Genomic DNA, 17,846 nt, shown 5'->3' on the forward strand with positions numbered 1-17,846 from the left:
GGTGGCAGCTTGTTTGGTCGGTGGGCTGCTACCAGGGGTCAGTGTTGTTAGTCGGTGGTGTGGTGGGTGTAGGCCAGGTGTTGGCGCATGTCGTAGTCGCCGAGGTTGATGCGTTGGCCGGTGTTAAGTCGGCTGACTAGGGAGTCGGCGCCGACTCTATCGGGGAGGGCTTCAAGCCAGTAGGCGGCGGAGGTTTGCGAGGCGACAATGGTTGGTAGTCTGCCGTCGCGGTCGAATATGATTTTGGTGAGGTCTTCTTGTCCACGTTGGTCGATTCCTATGGTCAGGAAGTCATCCAGGATGAGAACGTCTATGTTTTGCAGCCGTCGCATAAGGTCTGCATAACGCTTATCTGCTGGCAGGAAGACCGTTAAAGCATCCACAAGTTGATCAAGTCGGTAGTAGGCTACCGAGTAGCCTGCTTGGCAGGCGGCAATGCCTAAAGCGCAGGCGATATAGGTTTTACCGGTACCGGTCGGTGCTAGCACGTGGACGTTGGTGGGGTTTTCACGCCAGTTTGTCGCGGACAAGCGTTTGAGCTGGCGCAGGTTGATACCACGATCTTGTGGGTTAATCACCTCGGCCAACGTGGCATCGGGGTAGCGGAATTTGGCTTGGGTGATGGCTTTGGCGATATTGCGTTGCCGGCGTTGTTCGGCGGCTTGGGCCACTGCTTTGAGAAAGATCTCTTCCGGCAGCGCATTGGTCATTTCTTCATCCGCTGCGAGTTCAAAGTAGACATCAGCAAATGTGGATAGCCGCAGCTGGCGTAATTGTGCCCGGGTGGTTTCATCAATACTTAACAATGACATGATGGCTATACCTCCTTGACCTGGTCATAGTGACTTGCCGGGCGAATGAAGACAGCGCCTGCGACTTTGTCGATATCAACAGGTTTGCGTGCCCTATCACCTGAAACGACTGTCGGTGGTGCGCACTGTTGTTGATGATTGCGTGCGATATCGGTTTGGATACGGGCAATGACCTGCATATTCGGTGCTAGATTATGCTCAAGTATTTTCTGGCAGGCAGGCTCCAAGCTGGTCTTGTTGTGCTTGTTGCCAAGTTTGACCAGTATGTTGCGTGCGGTGTGTAGCCCGCGGGGAATGGCTTTTTCATTGCGCTTGAGGATTAGTGTGATGACCTTGGTAGTTGCCGGCCCGAACGAGGATGCGCGTTTGAGCAGTTCATCACGGGTGAGAACTTCGACTCCGTGGGTATCACCATCAGGATTATGCGCCGGGTCGGTGCTGTATCGGTAGCGAAATCCCTGTAGCCTGCTGTGTTCTGCTACCAGTGTGTCCCCGTCGAAGATGCTGACGAGGTCTTTGGTCAAACGGGCTCGAAGTCGTTTCCCGATGAGACGAAACGGTACCGAATAGTATTGGTGGTCGCAGGTGATGTGCCAGTTGCGATCGACTTTGACATCACGCCAGGACACTTCGGTAAAAGCTACCGCGGGTAGATCCCGCATCAAGGGTGCTTCATCCGCGTCAAATAGCTCGCGTCGGCTCATCCCATCAGTGCGTACGAGGTTGTCGTTGATATCGTCAACGCGGATGATGATGGCTTCGTTGAGCTCATCCAGGCTGTAGAAGATTTGACCATCAAAATAGCCCAGGATACGGCTATAGGCTGTTTGCACGGCGCGTTCTACTGCGGCTTTATCCTTCGGTTTGCTTGGTCGTGCTGGCACGATAAGCAGGTCGTAGAACGTAGCGAAATCAGCGTAACGGTCATGGATACGACGAGCTGGTTGTGCTTTGAACGGCCGATACGTTGCGGTAGATGCATTATCAGGGACGATGATCCCTGGTACTTTCCCGAGATAGTTCAACGCTTGGACGTGACAGTCAATCCAGGCTGGCATTTTCTCATTTGCGGCAGCCAGGGCAAACAATAACCCAGAATATGGACACACTGCGACAAACAACGAGGCCTTCATCCCAACCAGTCCGGTGGCCTGGTCGATGACCGGGATCTTATCGCCGGCCCAATCAACATAGAGTTCCTGGCCCGGCTCATGTTCAATCACGCTGTCAAGCCCCGAGGCTTGCACATAGTCGCGCAGATGCCCGCAGAACTGCGAGTACTGATACTTTGCTTCGTCCGGACCGGCATCAATGGCAAGATAATCCATCCATAGCTTATGCCGGGTCAGATGCTTATTTGCTGCCAAACGCTTCGCCAAGGCTTGGAAGTCTGGCTGGTGATAATGCTTCTTACGCACAGTACGGTTATCGCCGAAGTGATGCTCGAAAAACTCGGGCGCAAGCTGGGGAAACGATTCTTTGGTGACCGACTCTGATGCAATCACAGCCTTGGTCTTTGCGATATCACGACGTGAGCATCCCAGGGCAGAAGCTATTGCAGAATAGCTCACCCCGTCTAAACACATCGCCATGATTTCTTTGAAGTTAGCCATTACAGGCCCCTTTTTTGACTCATGAAAGGTGACGCGATGACACAAGACGTGGCACCGCCACCTAAAACAATGACCCAAACCCCCAAGCAGTACCACTTATACGGAACACGGGTACCAACTACGCGGAATACCCGTACCAACTACCCCGAAACGGCAGGATTCCTCTTTAGATAGGAATCCCCCTAGCTATCGAGGTCTTTAGCAACCGCGCGCAAAATCTCTGCGACCTGGCGGCCTGTCTTGCGCTCAGGGTAACGCCCTTGCGCAAGCACTGGCTGGACCTGGGTTTCAAGCAGCGTCATGACATCGGAAAGCATGCTTGCAAGCTCATCAGGCTTACGCGCAGGCTTTGTGTTACGTCGAGGCGTATCAAGTATTTTTACGCGCAGGGCTTGTGGGCCACGACGTCCGGCGGCAAAGTCGAATTCGATGCGCTGGCCTTGCACCAGCTCCTCAACGCCTTTAGGAAGGACATTCCGGCCAACATAGACATCTTCATCTCCAGGATTAGAGACAAAGCCAAAACCCTTTTCAGCGTCAAACCACTTAACTTTGCCGATTGGCATTGGGCTCACCACTTTCGATTCAATAGGGAAAAAGACATTTTACCGCGAATTTGAAGAATTACCCAAGCGGCAACTCCTCTTGTGGTTATGCAAATACAGCAGTTGAGAAAGAGCGATTTCACGGCCTGCCCTTCGGCTCAATTATTTAAAATTGCGACCTTTTTCAGACAAACACCACTAGGTGTGGCCTATTTCATATCTGATTTATGGCAATACGCTGGCCGCGACTGAGCTGCAATAACCACCCTAGTATCAACGTTTCCTGTGTGGAAAAAATTCCGAAAGGTCACGAAACGATAGATTAACGTGACGGTTTCGTTATAAAGCGTTACAGTGTTCCGCAGGCGCTTTGATGGCGACTACGGCAGGGACTCCCGCAATAGAGTCCGACCCTGCATCACAAGTAGTTGCCCGAGCTAAGTGCAAAAGAATTTTTCAAGACTGTAAATACACATTGATTCTAACCGGACCACAATCTTGCGGGTATGAGAGGAATACTAGAAAATGGGAAGCCACTCCGCTAAGACCAACTCCGTTGGCACGAAGTTCGCAGCAACCACCATCGCTTTCGGCGCAGCTGCTGCCCTGATGGCACCAACCGCAGCCGCTGCTCCAGACTCTGACTGGGACCGCCTTGCACAGTGCGAGTCCGGCGGCAACTGGCACATCAACACCGGTAACGGCTACCACGGCGGTCTGCAGTTCTCTGCTTCCACTTGGCAGGCATTTGGCGGCGGCGAGTTCGCTGCGACCGCAGACCAGGCATCTCGCGAAGAGCAGATCGTCGTTGCAGAACGCACCCTGGCTCAGCAGGGTTGGGGCGCATGGCCAGCTTGCTCCGCAAGCTTGGGCTTGAACTCCCCTGCAACCCAGCGCACCGCTCCTGCGCAGAGCGTTTCCGCACCGGCTAACTCCCCGGCAGCTGTCCAAAAGGCTGTAAAGAGCGCTTCTTCCAACGAGGTAGCTTCCGATGAGGTCTACAAGCTCGTTGTTAAGACGCTGAACAGCTACGGCGTGCAGGTTCCATCTGCTGTCACCGATGCTTATAAGGCTAACCGCGGCGACTTCAACGCTTTCTACAGCGCAAACCGCGGCACCATTGACCCAATCTTGGCTCAGATTAGCTAATTTGACCCAACCTTAAAGGGTTCTTCGGAGCTTGCTACCTTCACCGGTGGCAAGCTCCTTTTCTTATGCTCACATGACCCTAGCCAGATGGACGAGCTGCGCCTGGCCTGAAGTAAAACGCCAATAGCCCCATCACCTCCGACTGATTCGGGATAATGGAGCTAGGGCTTGCCGTTTAAGCGTCTCGCTAAAAGCCGGCTTCGAATCCAGCGTTAAGGCCGGTTTTCGAAGCTTTTAACGGTTGATGCGGGTGTAAGGGTGAACGTAGTTCAGCTTCTCCTGTGGCAACGGCAGCACGGTGTCATCGCCCCAAGGGCTGCCTGGACCGGTAAACGGTGCAACGATTTCAGTAACAGCATGCTCACGATCGGTAACCGGCCAGTTCGGGGAGACGTGGCCCTTCTTCTCTACATTCGACATACCTCTTATTGTGCCAAACCCAGCGCAAAAAAGTAACTCGATGGTGGCTAAACTCGGAAGTTATTATGTCTGCTGAGCAAAAACCCCAGGTGCATCGCAAAGCGCAGCACCGCGACCAGGTCCAAGAATTTCGAAAGTGGCTGGCCACGCTATCAAAAGATGACCTCGCCGCGGTTCTGCATCACCGTCGCGACACCGCGGTGCCAATACCCCCGGATATCAATTCGCTGTCCACCCGCATGCTGCTGCCGGGCTCGGTTGCGCTGGCATTAGCAACCTGTACGGCAGCGGAGCTCGCTATTATTGAAGCTCTCTCACAGCGCGGCGCGGAGCTAAGCCCGGTAAGTCGGGAAGAGATTACACCTCTTTTGCCCTTCGCTCCCGAAGAGGCCCTGTCAGCACTGCGCACCAAAGCGTTGATTTTCAACCCCAATGGTGACGATAGCTTGGCGCTGCTACCGCGGATTATGCAGGCGCTGCCGACTAACCTGATGCTTTTAAATCAGCCTGATATCACCGTCGAAGAAATTCGCGCGCTGAGCGCCCACAAGCGCGAGATTCTGACGTTGATTGCGCGCGCTGGCGGGAGCATGGTCACCGTCGGAGCGCAGGCGAAGATTGCGGACTCAAAAGACTTTAAAGAACTCCTATCCCAGGGGATCATTGTTGAAAGCAGCGAGCACACCGTCACTATTCCCCGCACTATCCGGCAGGCTATGCAGGGTCAATCTCCCACGATTATCCCGCTGCAGCCGCCGGTCAGCTTGCCTAACTTTAATACGCAACCCGCGCGTTTGGAAGAGGAAGAAACCAAGGCAGATCAGTCAGGCACGGCGGCAGGTCTAGAGGTCGTATACACAATGGACCGGGTCATCGAGTCTTTAGCGCGTAAGCCCCAGGCCTTGTTAAAGAACAAGTCTTTAGGCATTCGACAGGTCACCTCCCTTGCCCAAGAGATTAATAAGGATGAGAAAGAAACCAAGGCGCTTTTAGCACTAGGCCTTGCAGCACGGCTTTTTGGCCGCGGTGAGCCAGAAGGCTTGGAGGGCAATTTCTTAGCTCCCACGATGCAGGCCATGCAGTGGATGGATTCGCCATTGGATGAGCGGTGGCAGGTATTGCTACATGGCTGGGAGCAGATGGATTCGGCTTATTGGAATTCCCAGCGCGGCATCGACGCGGAGGTGGACAATCCCCGCCTGCCAGAAATGCGGAAATTGGTGGTGGAGACGTTCACCGCAAGTAGCGCAGCGCTTTCCGATGCTTCCTTCTGGCCGCTATTTGCCTACCTTCACCCGTTGGCCACGCTGCACAGTAAAAAGGACACAATTTCTCACCTCTTGCAGGAAGTCCGGTGGATTGGCGCGGTTGCGCACGGGCGCGCGACCGCGGTGGTGCGCGAATCTTTCGATGAAACCCAGCGTTTGTGCCCGGAGCCGATTGAGCAGTTTATTATCCAAGCCGACCACACGGCGATGGCGCCGGGCCCACTTACTCCGGAAGTGCAAAAGCTGTTAGCTTCTTTTGCCACGTTGGAATCACCGGGGCTTGCAAGTGTTTACCGGTTTGATCATGGCTCGATTCGCCGTGGTCTGGACTCTTCACTCACGGCCGCAGAGATGAAAGATTTCTTGCAGAAGCACACGTGGGGTGATGTTCCGCAAGCCATCAATGTGCTTATCGATGATGTCGCGCGCAGTCACGGCACACTGCGGTCTTCGGCGGTGAGCTGTTATGTCCGCAGCGATGACTCAGCGTTGCTCGCCCAGGCTGTGGCTGCGGTGACCGAACTGCGCTCTATTGCACCGACGGTAGCGGTCTCCGCACTGCCTTTGGCGCAGATTTTGGAAGCATTGCGCCACGCAGGATTTAGCCCAGCAGCCGAAGATGAATCAGGTATCTCCATCGATGTCCGGCCCGAACCAGCTGTGGTTCCAGCCGCCAAGTCTGCAAAATCTAGCAAAGTCGGAAAGTCCGGGTTATCTACACCGCAAACTGGCCGCGAACACGCTTCCGATGAGAATGTCGAACGCGCAGTCGCGCACCTGATCTCGGCCACGCAGCCAGCCGGAGAGCAGCCTTCGGAGACTACAGCCCCTGTCGACGCAGAGGATTTCACCGCAGTCTTGCGCACCGCTGCCCGCGGCAGCCACCCGGTCAAAATTACCTACGCCAATAAACACGGCGAACCGACCACCGTGGGTGCCACACCGCTGCGCGTCGATGGCGGCCAGGTAGATGCCTTGGTAGGTACCAACACGGTGCGCTTTCCGCTGCATAGGATCTCTGCGGTGGTGATGGACTAAACTGGATAAAATGAATGGTCCGCTGATTGTGCAGTCTGATAAGACGGTGCTGCTCGAAGTTGAGCACCCTCAAGCACACGAAGCACGCGCCGCGCTGGCTCCTTTTGCAGAGCTTGAGCGCGCGCCGGAGCATATCCACACCTATCGCATCACCCCGCTAGCGCTGTGGAATGCCAAAGCTGCCGGCCATGATGCCGAGCAAGCTGTGCACGTGTTGGAGTCTTATTCACGTTTTCCAGTTCCCCAAGCATTGCTCGTCGATGTCGCCGAGACCATGTCGCGCTATGGCCGCGTGCAGATTTCGAAATCTCCGGTGCACGGCTTGATTCTAGAGTCGGCTGAACAAGCCATCCTCGAAGAATTAGTCCGTCATAAAAAGATCGGCGGCATGTTAGGTGCACGCATCGATGAGCACACCGTGGCGGTTCCACCCTCTGAGCGTGGCCGGATTAAACAAGAGCTGTTAAAGATCGGCTGGCCGGCCGAAGACCTTGCGGGTTATGTCGATGGCGAGGCGCATCCGATTGCGCTGAATCAATCCGAGTGGCAGCTGCGTGACTACCAGGAATATGCCACTGAGTCCTTCTGGGAAGGCGGTTCCGGGGTGGTGGTCTTACCCTGTGGCGCCGGTAAAACCATCGTCGGTGCAGCAGCCATGGCCAAAGCCTCAGCCACCACGTTGATTTTGGTGACTAATACTGTCGCTGGCCGGCAGTGGCGCGATGAACTTTTACGCCGCACCACCCTGACGGAAAATGAGATTGGCGAATATTCCGGCGAGAAGAAAGAAATCAAGCCGGTTACGATTGCCACCTACCAAGTCGTTACCCGCAAAACTAAGGGCGAATACCGCGCGCTGGAACTTTTTGATTCCCGCGATTGGGGCCTAGTTATCTACGACGAGGTGCATCTTCTCCCCGCGCCGGTCTTTCGCATGACCTCGGATCTACAGTCGCGGCGCCGGCTCGGGCTCACCGCGACCTTGGTGCGCGAGGATGGCCGCGAAGGCGATGTCTTTTCCTTGATTGGGCCCAAGCGCTATGACGCCCCGTGGAAAGAGCTCGAGCACGCGGGCTTTATCGCAACAGCTGATTGCGTGGAAGTCCGCGTGGACATGAATGCCGAAGAGCGCATGGTCTACGCGACTGCAGAAAGTCGTGACCGCTACCGAATTTCTGCAACGGCGGATGCAAAATTTACGGCGGTCAAAGATATCATCGACAAGCATGCGAACCAGCAAATTCTGATTATTGGTGGTTATATTGAACAACTCGAAGGTATTGCTCACCGCCTGGATGCGCCGCTGATTCACGGGAAGACGTCAAATGCCCAGCGCGAAAAGCTTTTCGATGCCTTCCGCAACGGCACGGTACAAGTGTTAATTGTCTCTAAAGTCGCGAACTTTTCCATTGATCTGCCGGAAGCTGCCGTAGCAATCCAGCTTTCGGGTACCTTCGGCTCGCGTCAAGAAGAAGCACAGCGTCTCGGCCGGCTTTTGCGGCCCAAAGCCGATGGCGGTGAAGCCACGTTTTACACGCTAGTTACTCGCGATAGTATTGATGCAACTTATGCTTTGCACCGCCAACGATTTTTGGCAGAACAAGGTTATGCCTATCGCTTATTAGATGCCAGCGACCTTTAAACCATTCAGCGAAGCTCCGCCGCCTACCAGCAAAAATACCAAGGAATTGAGACGCGATGAAGATATTTAAGTTTGAGGTCGACGAAGCCTTTGCGAAAAAGCACAATGAACTGCTGCGGGACTCCGGACGGTTGCGGCTTTCGGGCCTGATCATGGGTCTGCTTTTGGTTCTCGCGGGAATCGCTACCTACATGTTTATTGAAACAGAGTGGCGTATTACCGTCGGTCTTGGACTCGGGCTGTTCGGCATCATGTGCGCGATTGTCGGCGTTTTAGCCGCGCGCAAAGTCGGCTCCGCGCAAGAGCTGTATAACCGCTACCCGCTAGCCCCTGCTGTAGTCGTAGAAGTCAACGAGCGTGACATGGTGCTCATGGCATTGGTTAATACCAACGTGGACCCTAATCTGCCTCCGCGCTGGGCCGCAGCATTGCGCACCGTAACTAGCATCCCGGGCGTTACGACCCGTACCGTGGGCACGAAAGTGCCGGTAGCTGCAGTATCTGGCCAGGTTAATTCTAATGAGCGTGAGCACTGGCAGCAGATTTCTCCGATGCCTATTGCATGGGGCACCCCGGATCAGGAAGTTGTTAATATCGCGCGGAAATCCATTCCGCAGGAAGAGTGGCAGATTTTAGAGCGCGCTCGTAAGCGTTTGACCGATGTTAAAGCAACTAAGTTCGACCTCTTGGTACTCTAAGGCGCATGACAGTACGCAGGTTGCAGCCTTTTGGCGAGACTATCTTCGCCACCATGTCCGCTGCGGCGGTTCAGCACAAAGCGATTAATCTCGGCCAAGGTTTTCCAGATACCGATGGTCCCCCACGCATGTTGGAGATTGCCCAGCGCGAAATAGCTCGCGGCAATAATCAATATTCCCCTGGCAAGGGCATGGATGTTTTGCGCACCGCGGTGGCTAATTCACGCGGCGTAAGCGTTGACGAAGTACTAATTACTGTTGGCGCGACGGAAGCTATCTCCGCGACGGTATTAGGCCTTGTGGAACCTGGCTCCGAGGTTATTGTCTTCGATCCTTATTATGATGCCTACGCCGCCGCAATCGCGCTCGCGGGTGCCACACGCGTTTCGGTGCCGCTGCGCCAGGTCGATAAAACCTGGGATTTAAACACCGCAGCTTTTGAAGCCGCCATTACTGAGCGCACTTCCCTAGTCATCATCAACTCCCCACATAATCCGACGGGTTCCGTATTCTCCCGAGCGGCGTTGGAGGAGTTTGCACGCATTTGCGTTAAACGTGACCTGACAGTGCTATCCGATGAAGTCTACGAACATCTTATCTTCGACGATAACCAGCACACGCGCATAGCCGAGCTGCCTGGCATGAAATCCCGCACGGTCACAAGTTCCTCCGCGGCGAAGTCTTTCAACGCGACCGGCTGGAAGACCGGCTGGGCTATAGCTGAGCCAGAGCTTCTCGATGCCGTTGTCAAAGCCAAGCAATTTATGACCTACGTGGGTCCAACGCCCTTTCAGCCGGCCGTTGCGCATGCCATCAATAATGAACGCGCATGGTTGCGCCGTATGGTAGAGAACCTATCCGTAGGCAAAGACATCCTCGCTGAGGGTCTGCGCAACGCGGGACTGAAAGTGTTTGATACCGCTGGCACCTACTTCATCGTCGCTGATGTAACACCCCTGGGCTTTGACGATGGCACCGAATATTGCATGGGCTTGCCAGAGCTGCAAGGGGTTGCTGCAATCCCACTAGCGGGATTTAGCGATCATAAAGAGCAGTGGAAGCCGCTGGTTCGCTTCGCTTTTTGTAAACGCCACGACGTGCTGCGTGAAGCATCTGAACGGCTAGCGCAAACACCGCTGTTTCGTCTCTAGTTTCTTCACCCTGAAAACACTATGTAATGACATGCGGACAATGCTAAGCTACCTAATCAAAGAATAGTGCTTCACTCCCGACCCACTTTGGAAGGTAAGACCTAGAACATGAAGACCATCATTACTGGCGTGGATTCGAGCCAAACCGCGCTTGCAGCCGCTGAGAAAGCCGCGGAACTTGCCGCAAGCTTCGATGCCGAGCTCTATGTATTCTCCGCCTACAGCATCAGCTCTGCAGTAGCTATGCAGACCGCGAAGAGCGGCAACATGTCCAATAAGACCTCGGAAGCCTACCAGCGCCTCGCTGATGGCCAAGCCAGCGCTGCACAGCAGGCCGCCGAGTCTGTGGCCGCTATCTTGCGCAATACTTGGCCAAAATTGCAGGTTAAGGCACTCGCTGCTGAGGGCCAGCCCGCGGAAGTATTGGTTCAGCAGGCTGAAAAGCTCAACGCCGACACCATCGTCGTGGGCAATAAGCGCGCACAAGGATTGCAGCGCATCTTGGGCAGTGTCTCCCGCAATGTTGCTTCTGCAACCAATTGCGACCTGTACATTGTTAACACCACCAAGTAGGAAATAGGCAGCAATTATTTCCTGAGCTAAAACTCGTGGCTAAGTCAATCTTTTTGGCTTAGCCACATTGTCATATCTGCTTATTCAATCTGAGTGAAATCAAATATTCTTAGCGCACCCAATGGAAGACTCGCGTCACTGGGAAACCGCATTTGGTCGAAAACTACTGAGATTGTAATCCTTTGGCCAATATGCCGGGACCAGTCGTAACCATTTTCGTCGCTAATTAAGGCAACTTCATTGACGAACCGAGTTACCTTGTTGGTCCCGTAATTTACCGCAGTAACGTCTCTAGGATTATCTAACTCCATGACTATGTGAAGCTCATCCCAAGGCTCACCATTCGGCGTTTCACCACCGTCCATGAGTTCTTGAGCCGTCTTCTCATAGACCACGCCTGTGAACTGCTGGATATCGCTATCCTCGGCCTGGGAAGATTCTGGAGGGGGTTTGGACTCAGAAGCCGCGTGCGGCTGGCCATAAATGATGCTCCCCGGCCCAGACCAACTTTCCACTACCGATGCGTCTGAGGTGTCTGTCCACACTATCTCGTGATGATCCGCAGGTGGAGAAGCCATGTTGTAGGATTCCGCACCAGAAGCTGCGTAGAGTGTTTCGTCTGAGAAGCCAAAAAGCGTACTTACGCCTCGTCCTGACAGCGAGTGGTGATCAACTTGGTACAGTCCAGCCCCTGACCGCGAGCCCTTCACGCGAAGTCTCTGGCTGCCGCCGGTGGGTGCACCATCAATGAGTACACCGCTGGCTTGAACTAGACCGCCGTCTTCAATCGTAAATACGCTAATTGGTGAAGACCACTGTCCGTGAACCATCAACAGTAGCTCTGGTAGCTCGTCCCCTGCTGCCTCCACAAGGGCGTAGGAATATCCCCCTCGTGGCACAAATGAAGCATTGCCTTTGACGGGGAACTTTTCGGGATTGTTGATGACATGACGGTACAAGTAAAGCGACGATGGTTCTATTGCCTCTGAACTAGGCGATTCTGAAGTGGTCTCCTCTGCAATAGAGGTAACTGTTACCGTCGTAGCCGATGGTGAAGAACCGCCCGACTCTGCATTCGTTTCAGGGTTGCTGCACGAAGCTAACGATAATGTAAGTACTGCAGCAGAAGCAATAGCCATAGCACTACCGGAACGACGCCGAGCCGGAGCCTGTAGAGACCGACACAGGGATATAGAGCGTTTAAGGAAGATTGTAAAACGTCGAAAGGACCCGTGAAAAGAGGTTGTCTCTTCACGGGTCCTTTGTCGTATGTAGTTGTGTTTTGTTTAGTTGTCGGCGGTAACTTACTCTCCCACACCCTCCCGGGTGCAGTACCATCAGCGCGGGCAGGCTTAGCTTCCGGGTTCGGAATGGGTAACCGGGCGTTTCCCTGCCGCTATCGCCACCGACAAATCATCGGAACAACACGTGTTCTGATGCCCTAGGGGGTGTTGTGTCAGATACTGCATAGTGGACGCGTTCACACCACAATGGGTGTGCTTGTTTTTGTCTGTGCGACAAGAGTCAATTTTTCTCGTTACGTGTTACAAACCAACATATGTGTGTTGGTTGTGTTTGTTTGTTGGTGTATTAGTACCAGTAGCCTTAACATCTTACAATGCGTACAGGTCTGGCCTATCAACCCTATAGTCTGTAGGGAACCTCAACAGAAACCTCATCTTAAAACAGGCTTCCCGCTTAGATGCTTTCAGCGGTTATCCCTTCCGTACGTAGCCAACCAGCCCTGCTCCTGGCGGAACAACTGGCACACCAGAGGTACGTCCGTCCCGGTCCTCTCGTACTAGGGACAGCCTTCTTCAAGTTTCAACGCGCGCGGCGGATAGAGACCGAACTGTCTCACGACGTTCTGAACCCAGCTCGCGTGCCGCTTTAATGGGCGAACAGCCCAACCCTTGGGACCTACTCCAGCCCCAGGATGCGACGAGCCGACATCGAGGTGCCAAACCATCCCGTCGATATGGACTCTTGGGGAAGATCAGCCTGTTATCCCCGGGGTACCTTTTATCCGTTGAGCGACACCACATCCACAAGTAGGTGCCGGATCACTAGTCCCGACTTTCGTCCCTGCTCGACTTGTAAGTCTCACAGTCAAGCTCCCTTGTGCACTTACACTCACCACCTGATTGCCAACCAGGCTGAGGGAACCTTTGGGCGCCTCCGTTACATTTTAGGAGGCAACCGCCCCAGTTAAACTACCCACCAGGCACTGTCCCCAACCCAGATCATGGGCCAAGGTTCAGGTATCCAATCCGATCAGAGTGGTATTTCAACAACGACTCCACCACAACTAGCGTTGCAGCTTCACAGTCTCCCACCTATCCTACACAAACCGAACCGAACACCAATACCAAGCTATAGTGAAGGTCCCGGGGTCTTTTCGTCCTGCCGCGCGTAACGAGCATCTTTACTCGTAGTGCAATTTCACCGGGCCTGTGGTTGAGACAGCAGAGAAGTCGTTACGCCATTCGTGCAGGTCGGAACTTACCCGACAAGGAATTTCGCTACCTTAGGATGGTTATAGTTACCACCGCCGTTTACTGGGGCTTAAATTCTCAGCTTCGAAACCACAAGGTTTCTAACCGGTCCTCTTAACCTTCCAGCACCGGGCAGGCGTCAGTCCATATACCTCAACTTAACGTCTTCGCATGGACCTGTGTTTTTGATAAACAGTCGCTTCCCTCTATTCTCTGCGACCCACCAACACTCACACCGCAAAGGGCGGTCATCTCAGTGGGTCCCCCTTCTTCCGAAGTTACGGGGGCATTTTGCCGAATTCCTTAACCACAGTTATCCCGAACGCCTTAGTATTTTCAACCTGACTACCTGTGTCGGTTTGGGGTACGGGCCATATACACACATCGCTAGAGGCTTTTCTCGACAGTACAGGATCACCAACTTCACCAAAAAGGCTCCGCATCACGCCTTAGCCTTAATAAGTGACGGATTTACCTATCACTTGGCCTACACGCTTACACCAACAATCCACTAAGTGGCATGGCTACCTCACTGTGTCACCCCATCGCTTGGACCACATATCAGGCCCCACGCACGCACACAGAACCACACTCCCGAAGGAGTGTGAAACATGCTTGTGGGTGGTTAGTATCAATGCTTTACCACGGGCGCGCATATACGGGTACCAGAATATCAACTGGTTGTCCATCGACTACGCCTGTCGGCCTCGCCTTAGGTCCCGACTCACCCTGGGAAGACGAACTTGACCCAGGAACCCTTAGTCATCCGGCGGGACAGATTCTCACTGTCCAATTCGTTACTCATGCCTGCATTCTCACTCGCACACAGTCCACAACTCCTTACAGTATTGCTTCAACCCATGCACGACGCTCCCCTACCCAAATATCAAAAATATTTGCCGCGGCTTCGGCGGTGTGCTTGAGCCCCACTACATTGTCGGCGCAAAACCACTCGACCAGTGAGCTATTACGCACTCTTTCAAGGATGGCTGCTTCTAAGCCAACCTCCTGGCTGTCTTCGCGATCTTACATCCTTTTCCACTTAGCACACCCTTAGGGGCCTTAACCGGCGATCTGGGCTGTTTCCCTCTCGACTATGAAGCTTATCCCCCACAGTCTCACTGCCGTAGAACACAACTGGCGGCATTCGGAGTTTGGCTGATGTTGCTAAGATGATAGTCCCGCTCAACCAACCAGTAGCTCTACCTCCACCAGGCTACTACGACGCTGCACCTAAATGCATTTCGGGGAGAACCAGCTATCACGGAGTTTGATTGGCCTTTCACCCCTACCCACAACTCATCCCCGCAGTTTTCAACCTACGTGGGTTCGCGCCTCCACGACGTCTTACCATCGCTTCACACTGGCCATGGGTAGATCACCCCGCTTCGGGTCCAGAACATGCCACTAGACACCCTAGTTAGGATTCGGTTTCCCTACGGCTACCCCACACGGGTTAACCTCGCGACATGCCGCTGACTCGCAGGCTCATTCTTCAAAAGGCACGCCATCACCCACCTATGGGGCTCTGACGGATTGTAGACACATGGTTTCAGGAACTATTTCACTCCCCTCCCGGGGTACTTTTCACCATTCCCTCACGGTACTCATACACTATCGGTCACACTGAGTATTTAGGCTTACCGGGTGGTCCCGGCAGATTCACAGCAGATTCCACGAGCCCGCTGCTACTCGGGCACCACAACACACACCACATGCTATCTTCACCTACAGGGCTCTCACCTTCTACGGCCGGGCATTCCAACCCACTTCACCTAACAACACATAGCGCGCTCTGTTCTGGTAGAAACAGAAAAATCATGGCCCCACAACACCGCATGCACAACCCCTACCAAGTATCACATACACACGGTTTAGCCTCATCCACGTTCGCTCGCCGCTACTAGCAGAATCATTATTATTTTCTCCTCCTGCAGGTACTAAGATGTTTCACTTCCCCACGTATAACCCCCACACTGACTATGAATTCATCAGCAGGTACCTACCCATAACGGCAGGCGGGTTTCCCCATTCGGACATCCTCGGATCAACGCTTAATTGACAACTCCCCGAGGCTTAACGCAGCCTTACACGTCCTTCATCGGCCCAGTATGCCAAGGCATCCACCATGCGCCCTTAAATAACGAACACACACCCCACACCAAAAGTGCGAGGGTGAACAACCGTAACTAAAAAAATAACTAAACACACAAACAACCAAGCATTAACACCCGATGTTCATGCGCGTTCTCACAGAAAAAATAAGAAAAAATTACACACACCACACAAACCAATGACCAAAGCCAAAACATTCATGCGGTGGATGCTCGCGTCCACTATACAGTTCTCACACAACACCCCACACCACCCTGGGCAAACCACTGCTAAACAGCAACAGTTTGCCTTGACCTGGCGTGAGCATCAGGACCAATCCACAAAAATGGATTGTTGTCCCAGACACCCAACAGTGCACCAACGATTTACCTAGAAAAATTATGTCCCTGTATAAGTGTTTTAAAGAATTCCTGTTACCAACCCTTATATGGTTGGCGGTGTGTTTCCACTCCGATTCAAACCGGTGGCATGACCACATCCGGGCCATCAACCACCAACCCAACAACACGATGGTTACTACCACGTGGTGGGTTATATAAATAATGCTCCTTAGAAAGGAGGTGATCCAGCCGCACCTTCCGGTACGGCTACCTTGTTACGACTTCGTCCCAATCGCCGATCCCACCTTCGACAGCTCCCTAACAAGTTTAGGCCACTGGCTTCGGGTGTTACCAACTTTCATGACGTGACGGGCGGTGTGTACAAGGCCCGGGAACGTATTCACCGCAGCGTTGCTGATCTGCGATTACTAGCGACTCCGACTTCATGGGGTCGAGTTGCAGACCCCAATCCGAACTAAGGCCGACTTTCAGGGATTCGCTCCACCTTACGATGTCGCTGCCCACTGTATCGACCATTGTAGCATGTGTGAAGCCCTGGACATAAGGGGCATGATGATTTGACGTCATCCCCACCTTCCTCCGAGTTAACCCCGGCAGTCTCTCATGAGTTCCCACCATAACGTGCTGGCAACATAAGACAAGGGTTGCGCTCGTTGCGGGACTTAACCCAACATCTCACGACACGAGCTGACGACAACCATGCACCACCTGTATACAGACCACAAGGGAAAGACTATCTCTAGCCCGATCCTGTATATGTCAAGCCCAGGTAAGGTTCTTCGCGTTGCATCGAATTAATCCACATGCTCCGCCGCTTGTGCGGGCCCCCGTCAATTCCTTTGAGTTTTAGCCTTGCGGCCGTACTCCCCAGGCGGGGCGCTTAATGCGTTAGCTACGGCACAGAAGACGTGGAAGCCCCCTACACCTAGCGCCCACCGTTTACGGCATGGACTACCAGGGTATCTAATCCTGTTCGCTACCCATGCTTTCGCTCCTCAGCGTCAGTAACTGCCCAGAGACCTGCCTTCGCCATCGGTGTTCCTCCTGATATCTGCGCATTTCACCGCTACACCAGGAATTCCAGTCTCCCCTACAGCACTCAAGTTATGCCCGTATCGCCTGCACGCCCGAAGTTAAGCCCCGGGATTTCACAGACGACGCGACAAACCACCTACGAGCTCTTTACGCCCAGTAATTCCGGACAACGCTTGCACCCTACGTATTACCGCGGCTGCTGGCACGTAGTTAGCCGGTGCTTCTTATCTACCTACCGTCACCACACAGTGGCTTCGTCGATAGCGAAAGGAGTTTACAACCCGAAGGCCTTCATCCCCCACGCGGCGTCGCTGCATCAGGCTTGCGCCCATTGTGCAATATTCCCCACTGCTGCCTCCCGTAGGAGTCTGGGCCGTATCTCAGTCCCAATGTGTCCGTACACCCTCTCAGGCCGGATACCCGTCGCCGCCTTGGTAGGCCATTACCCCACCAACAAGCTGATAGGCCGCAGGCTCATCCCACACCGCAAAAGCTTTCCACCACACCATCCAAGATGCGGTCCTATATGGTATTAGACCCAGTTTCCCAGGCTTATCCCACAGTGCAGGGCAGATCACCCACGTGTTACTCACCCGTTCGCCACTCGAGTACCTTGTGCAAGCACAAGGCCTTTCCGTTCGACTTGCATGTGTTAAGCACGCCGCCAGCGTTCATCCTGAGCCAGGATCAAACTCTCCACAAAAAAGGCGTGAAAAGCCCAAAACCTAACAAAAAAGACAAACAACACACACAAAGCGCTTAAACCCCATGTGTGAAGCTGACCAAAAATTACTACATAAAGAAATCAACAAACCCAACCAAACCAAAGTCCAGCTGAGCAAGGTAAAAGTGTTTTATCTCCGTATTAAATACAGACAACAATTACATCGATTCAATATGTACCGTTAAAAAAGTTTAACTATTTTCAATGACACTTAATAACGACAAGTG

Annotated in this window: 11 protein-coding genes and 3 rRNA genes; 6 read left to right on the forward strand and 8 right to left on the reverse strand. The window is 53.6% G+C overall.

Translation table 11 applies throughout. The annotated features are described in order from the left end of the window. Positions 1–47: 47 nt before the first annotated feature. The 3 genes from CSTAT_RS09420 to CSTAT_RS09430 all read right to left on the reverse strand — a co-directional run bounded on the left by CSTAT_RS09420 (position 48) and on the right by CSTAT_RS09430 (position 2,991). The gene (locus CSTAT_RS09420) at positions 48–812 is read right to left on the reverse strand and encodes an ATP-binding protein (RefSeq protein ID WP_075722545.1); all 765 of its coding nucleotides are present in this window, start codon (positions 810–812) and stop codon (positions 48–50) included. Positions 813–817: 5 nt separating this feature from the next. Continuing rightward, a complete protein-coding gene (istA, locus tag CSTAT_RS09425) occupies positions 818–2,425 on the reverse strand; it encodes an IS21 family transposase (protein ID WP_075722970.1) in 1,608 nt (535 codons plus the stop codon). A 182-nt stretch (positions 2,426–2,607) separates the two neighbouring features. After that, a complete protein-coding gene (locus CSTAT_RS09430) occupies positions 2,608–2,991 on the reverse strand; it encodes a cold-shock protein (protein ID WP_066839674.1) in 384 nt (127 codons plus the stop codon). A gap of 504 nt (positions 2,992–3,495) precedes the next feature. Between CSTAT_RS09430 and CSTAT_RS09435 the strand changes: the two genes are divergently transcribed. Next, on the forward strand, positions 3,496–4,119 hold the full coding sequence (locus CSTAT_RS09435) for a resuscitation-promoting factor Rpf1 domain-containing protein (protein WP_075723219.1): 624 nt from the start codon (positions 3,496–3,498) through the stop codon (positions 4,117–4,119). Positions 4,120–4,353: 234 nt separating this feature from the next. Here the strand turns inward: CSTAT_RS09435 and CSTAT_RS09440 are convergent, their stop codons facing one another. After that, complete coding sequence (locus CSTAT_RS09440) at positions 4,354–4,539, reverse strand: hypothetical protein (protein ID WP_066795497.1); 186 nt, start codon at positions 4,537–4,539, stop codon at positions 4,354–4,356. A 65-nt stretch (positions 4,540–4,604) separates the two neighbouring features. Here CSTAT_RS09440 and CSTAT_RS09445 point away from each other — a divergent pair, with 65 nt between their 5' ends. The 5 genes from CSTAT_RS09445 (at position 4,605) to CSTAT_RS09465 (ending at position 10,909) form a co-directional block, all read left to right on the forward strand. Beyond that, positions 4,605–6,845, forward strand: a complete 2,241-nt coding sequence (locus tag CSTAT_RS09445; RefSeq protein ID WP_075723220.1) for a helicase-associated domain-containing protein — start codon at positions 4,605–4,607, stop codon at positions 6,843–6,845. A gap of 10 nt (positions 6,846–6,855) precedes the next feature. Further along, positions 6,856–8,487: a DNA repair helicase XPB gene (locus CSTAT_RS09450; RefSeq protein ID WP_075723221.1), complete on the forward strand. Its 1,632-nt coding sequence runs from the start codon at positions 6,856–6,858 to the stop codon at positions 8,485–8,487. A gap of 56 nt (positions 8,488–8,543) precedes the next feature. Further along, the gene (locus CSTAT_RS09455; RefSeq protein WP_075723222.1) at positions 8,544–9,185 is read left to right on the forward strand and encodes a DUF3239 domain-containing protein; all 642 of its coding nucleotides are present in this window, start codon (positions 8,544–8,546) and stop codon (positions 9,183–9,185) included. Between the two features lie 5 nt (positions 9,186–9,190). Further along, the gene (locus CSTAT_RS09460; protein WP_075723224.1) at positions 9,191–10,336 is read left to right on the forward strand and encodes a pyridoxal phosphate-dependent aminotransferase; all 1,146 of its coding nucleotides are present in this window, start codon (positions 9,191–9,193) and stop codon (positions 10,334–10,336) included. A gap of 108 nt (positions 10,337–10,444) precedes the next feature. Continuing rightward, positions 10,445–10,909: a universal stress protein gene (locus CSTAT_RS09465; RefSeq protein WP_066795509.1), complete on the forward strand. Its 465-nt coding sequence runs from the start codon at positions 10,445–10,447 to the stop codon at positions 10,907–10,909. Between the two features lie 80 nt (positions 10,910–10,989). Here CSTAT_RS09465 and CSTAT_RS09470 read toward each other — a convergent pair whose 3' ends face one another. The 4 genes from CSTAT_RS09470 to CSTAT_RS09485 form a co-directional block, all read right to left on the reverse strand. Further along, positions 10,990–12,048 (reverse strand): hypothetical protein, encoded by a 1,059-nt coding sequence (locus CSTAT_RS09470; protein WP_156845115.1) that lies wholly within the window; start codon positions 12,046–12,048, stop codon positions 10,990–10,992. Between the two features lie 152 nt (positions 12,049–12,200). Continuing rightward, positions 12,201–12,319: ribosomal RNA gene (gene rrf, locus CSTAT_RS09475) — 5S ribosomal RNA — on the reverse strand. A gap of 159 nt (positions 12,320–12,478) precedes the next feature. Further along, a 23S ribosomal RNA gene (locus CSTAT_RS09480) occupies positions 12,479–15,555 on the reverse strand. 517 nt (positions 15,556–16,072) lie between these two features. Next, positions 16,073–17,598: ribosomal RNA gene (locus tag CSTAT_RS09485) — 16S ribosomal RNA — on the reverse strand. Together the 16S, 23S and 5S rRNA genes form the textbook arrangement of a ribosomal RNA operon. Between the last annotated feature and the right edge of the window lie 248 nt (positions 17,599–17,846).

It is taken from the genome of Corynebacterium stationis, from assembly GCF_001941345.1.
GTDB classification, from domain to species: domain Bacteria; phylum Actinomycetota; class Actinomycetes; order Mycobacteriales; family Mycobacteriaceae; genus Corynebacterium; species Corynebacterium stationis.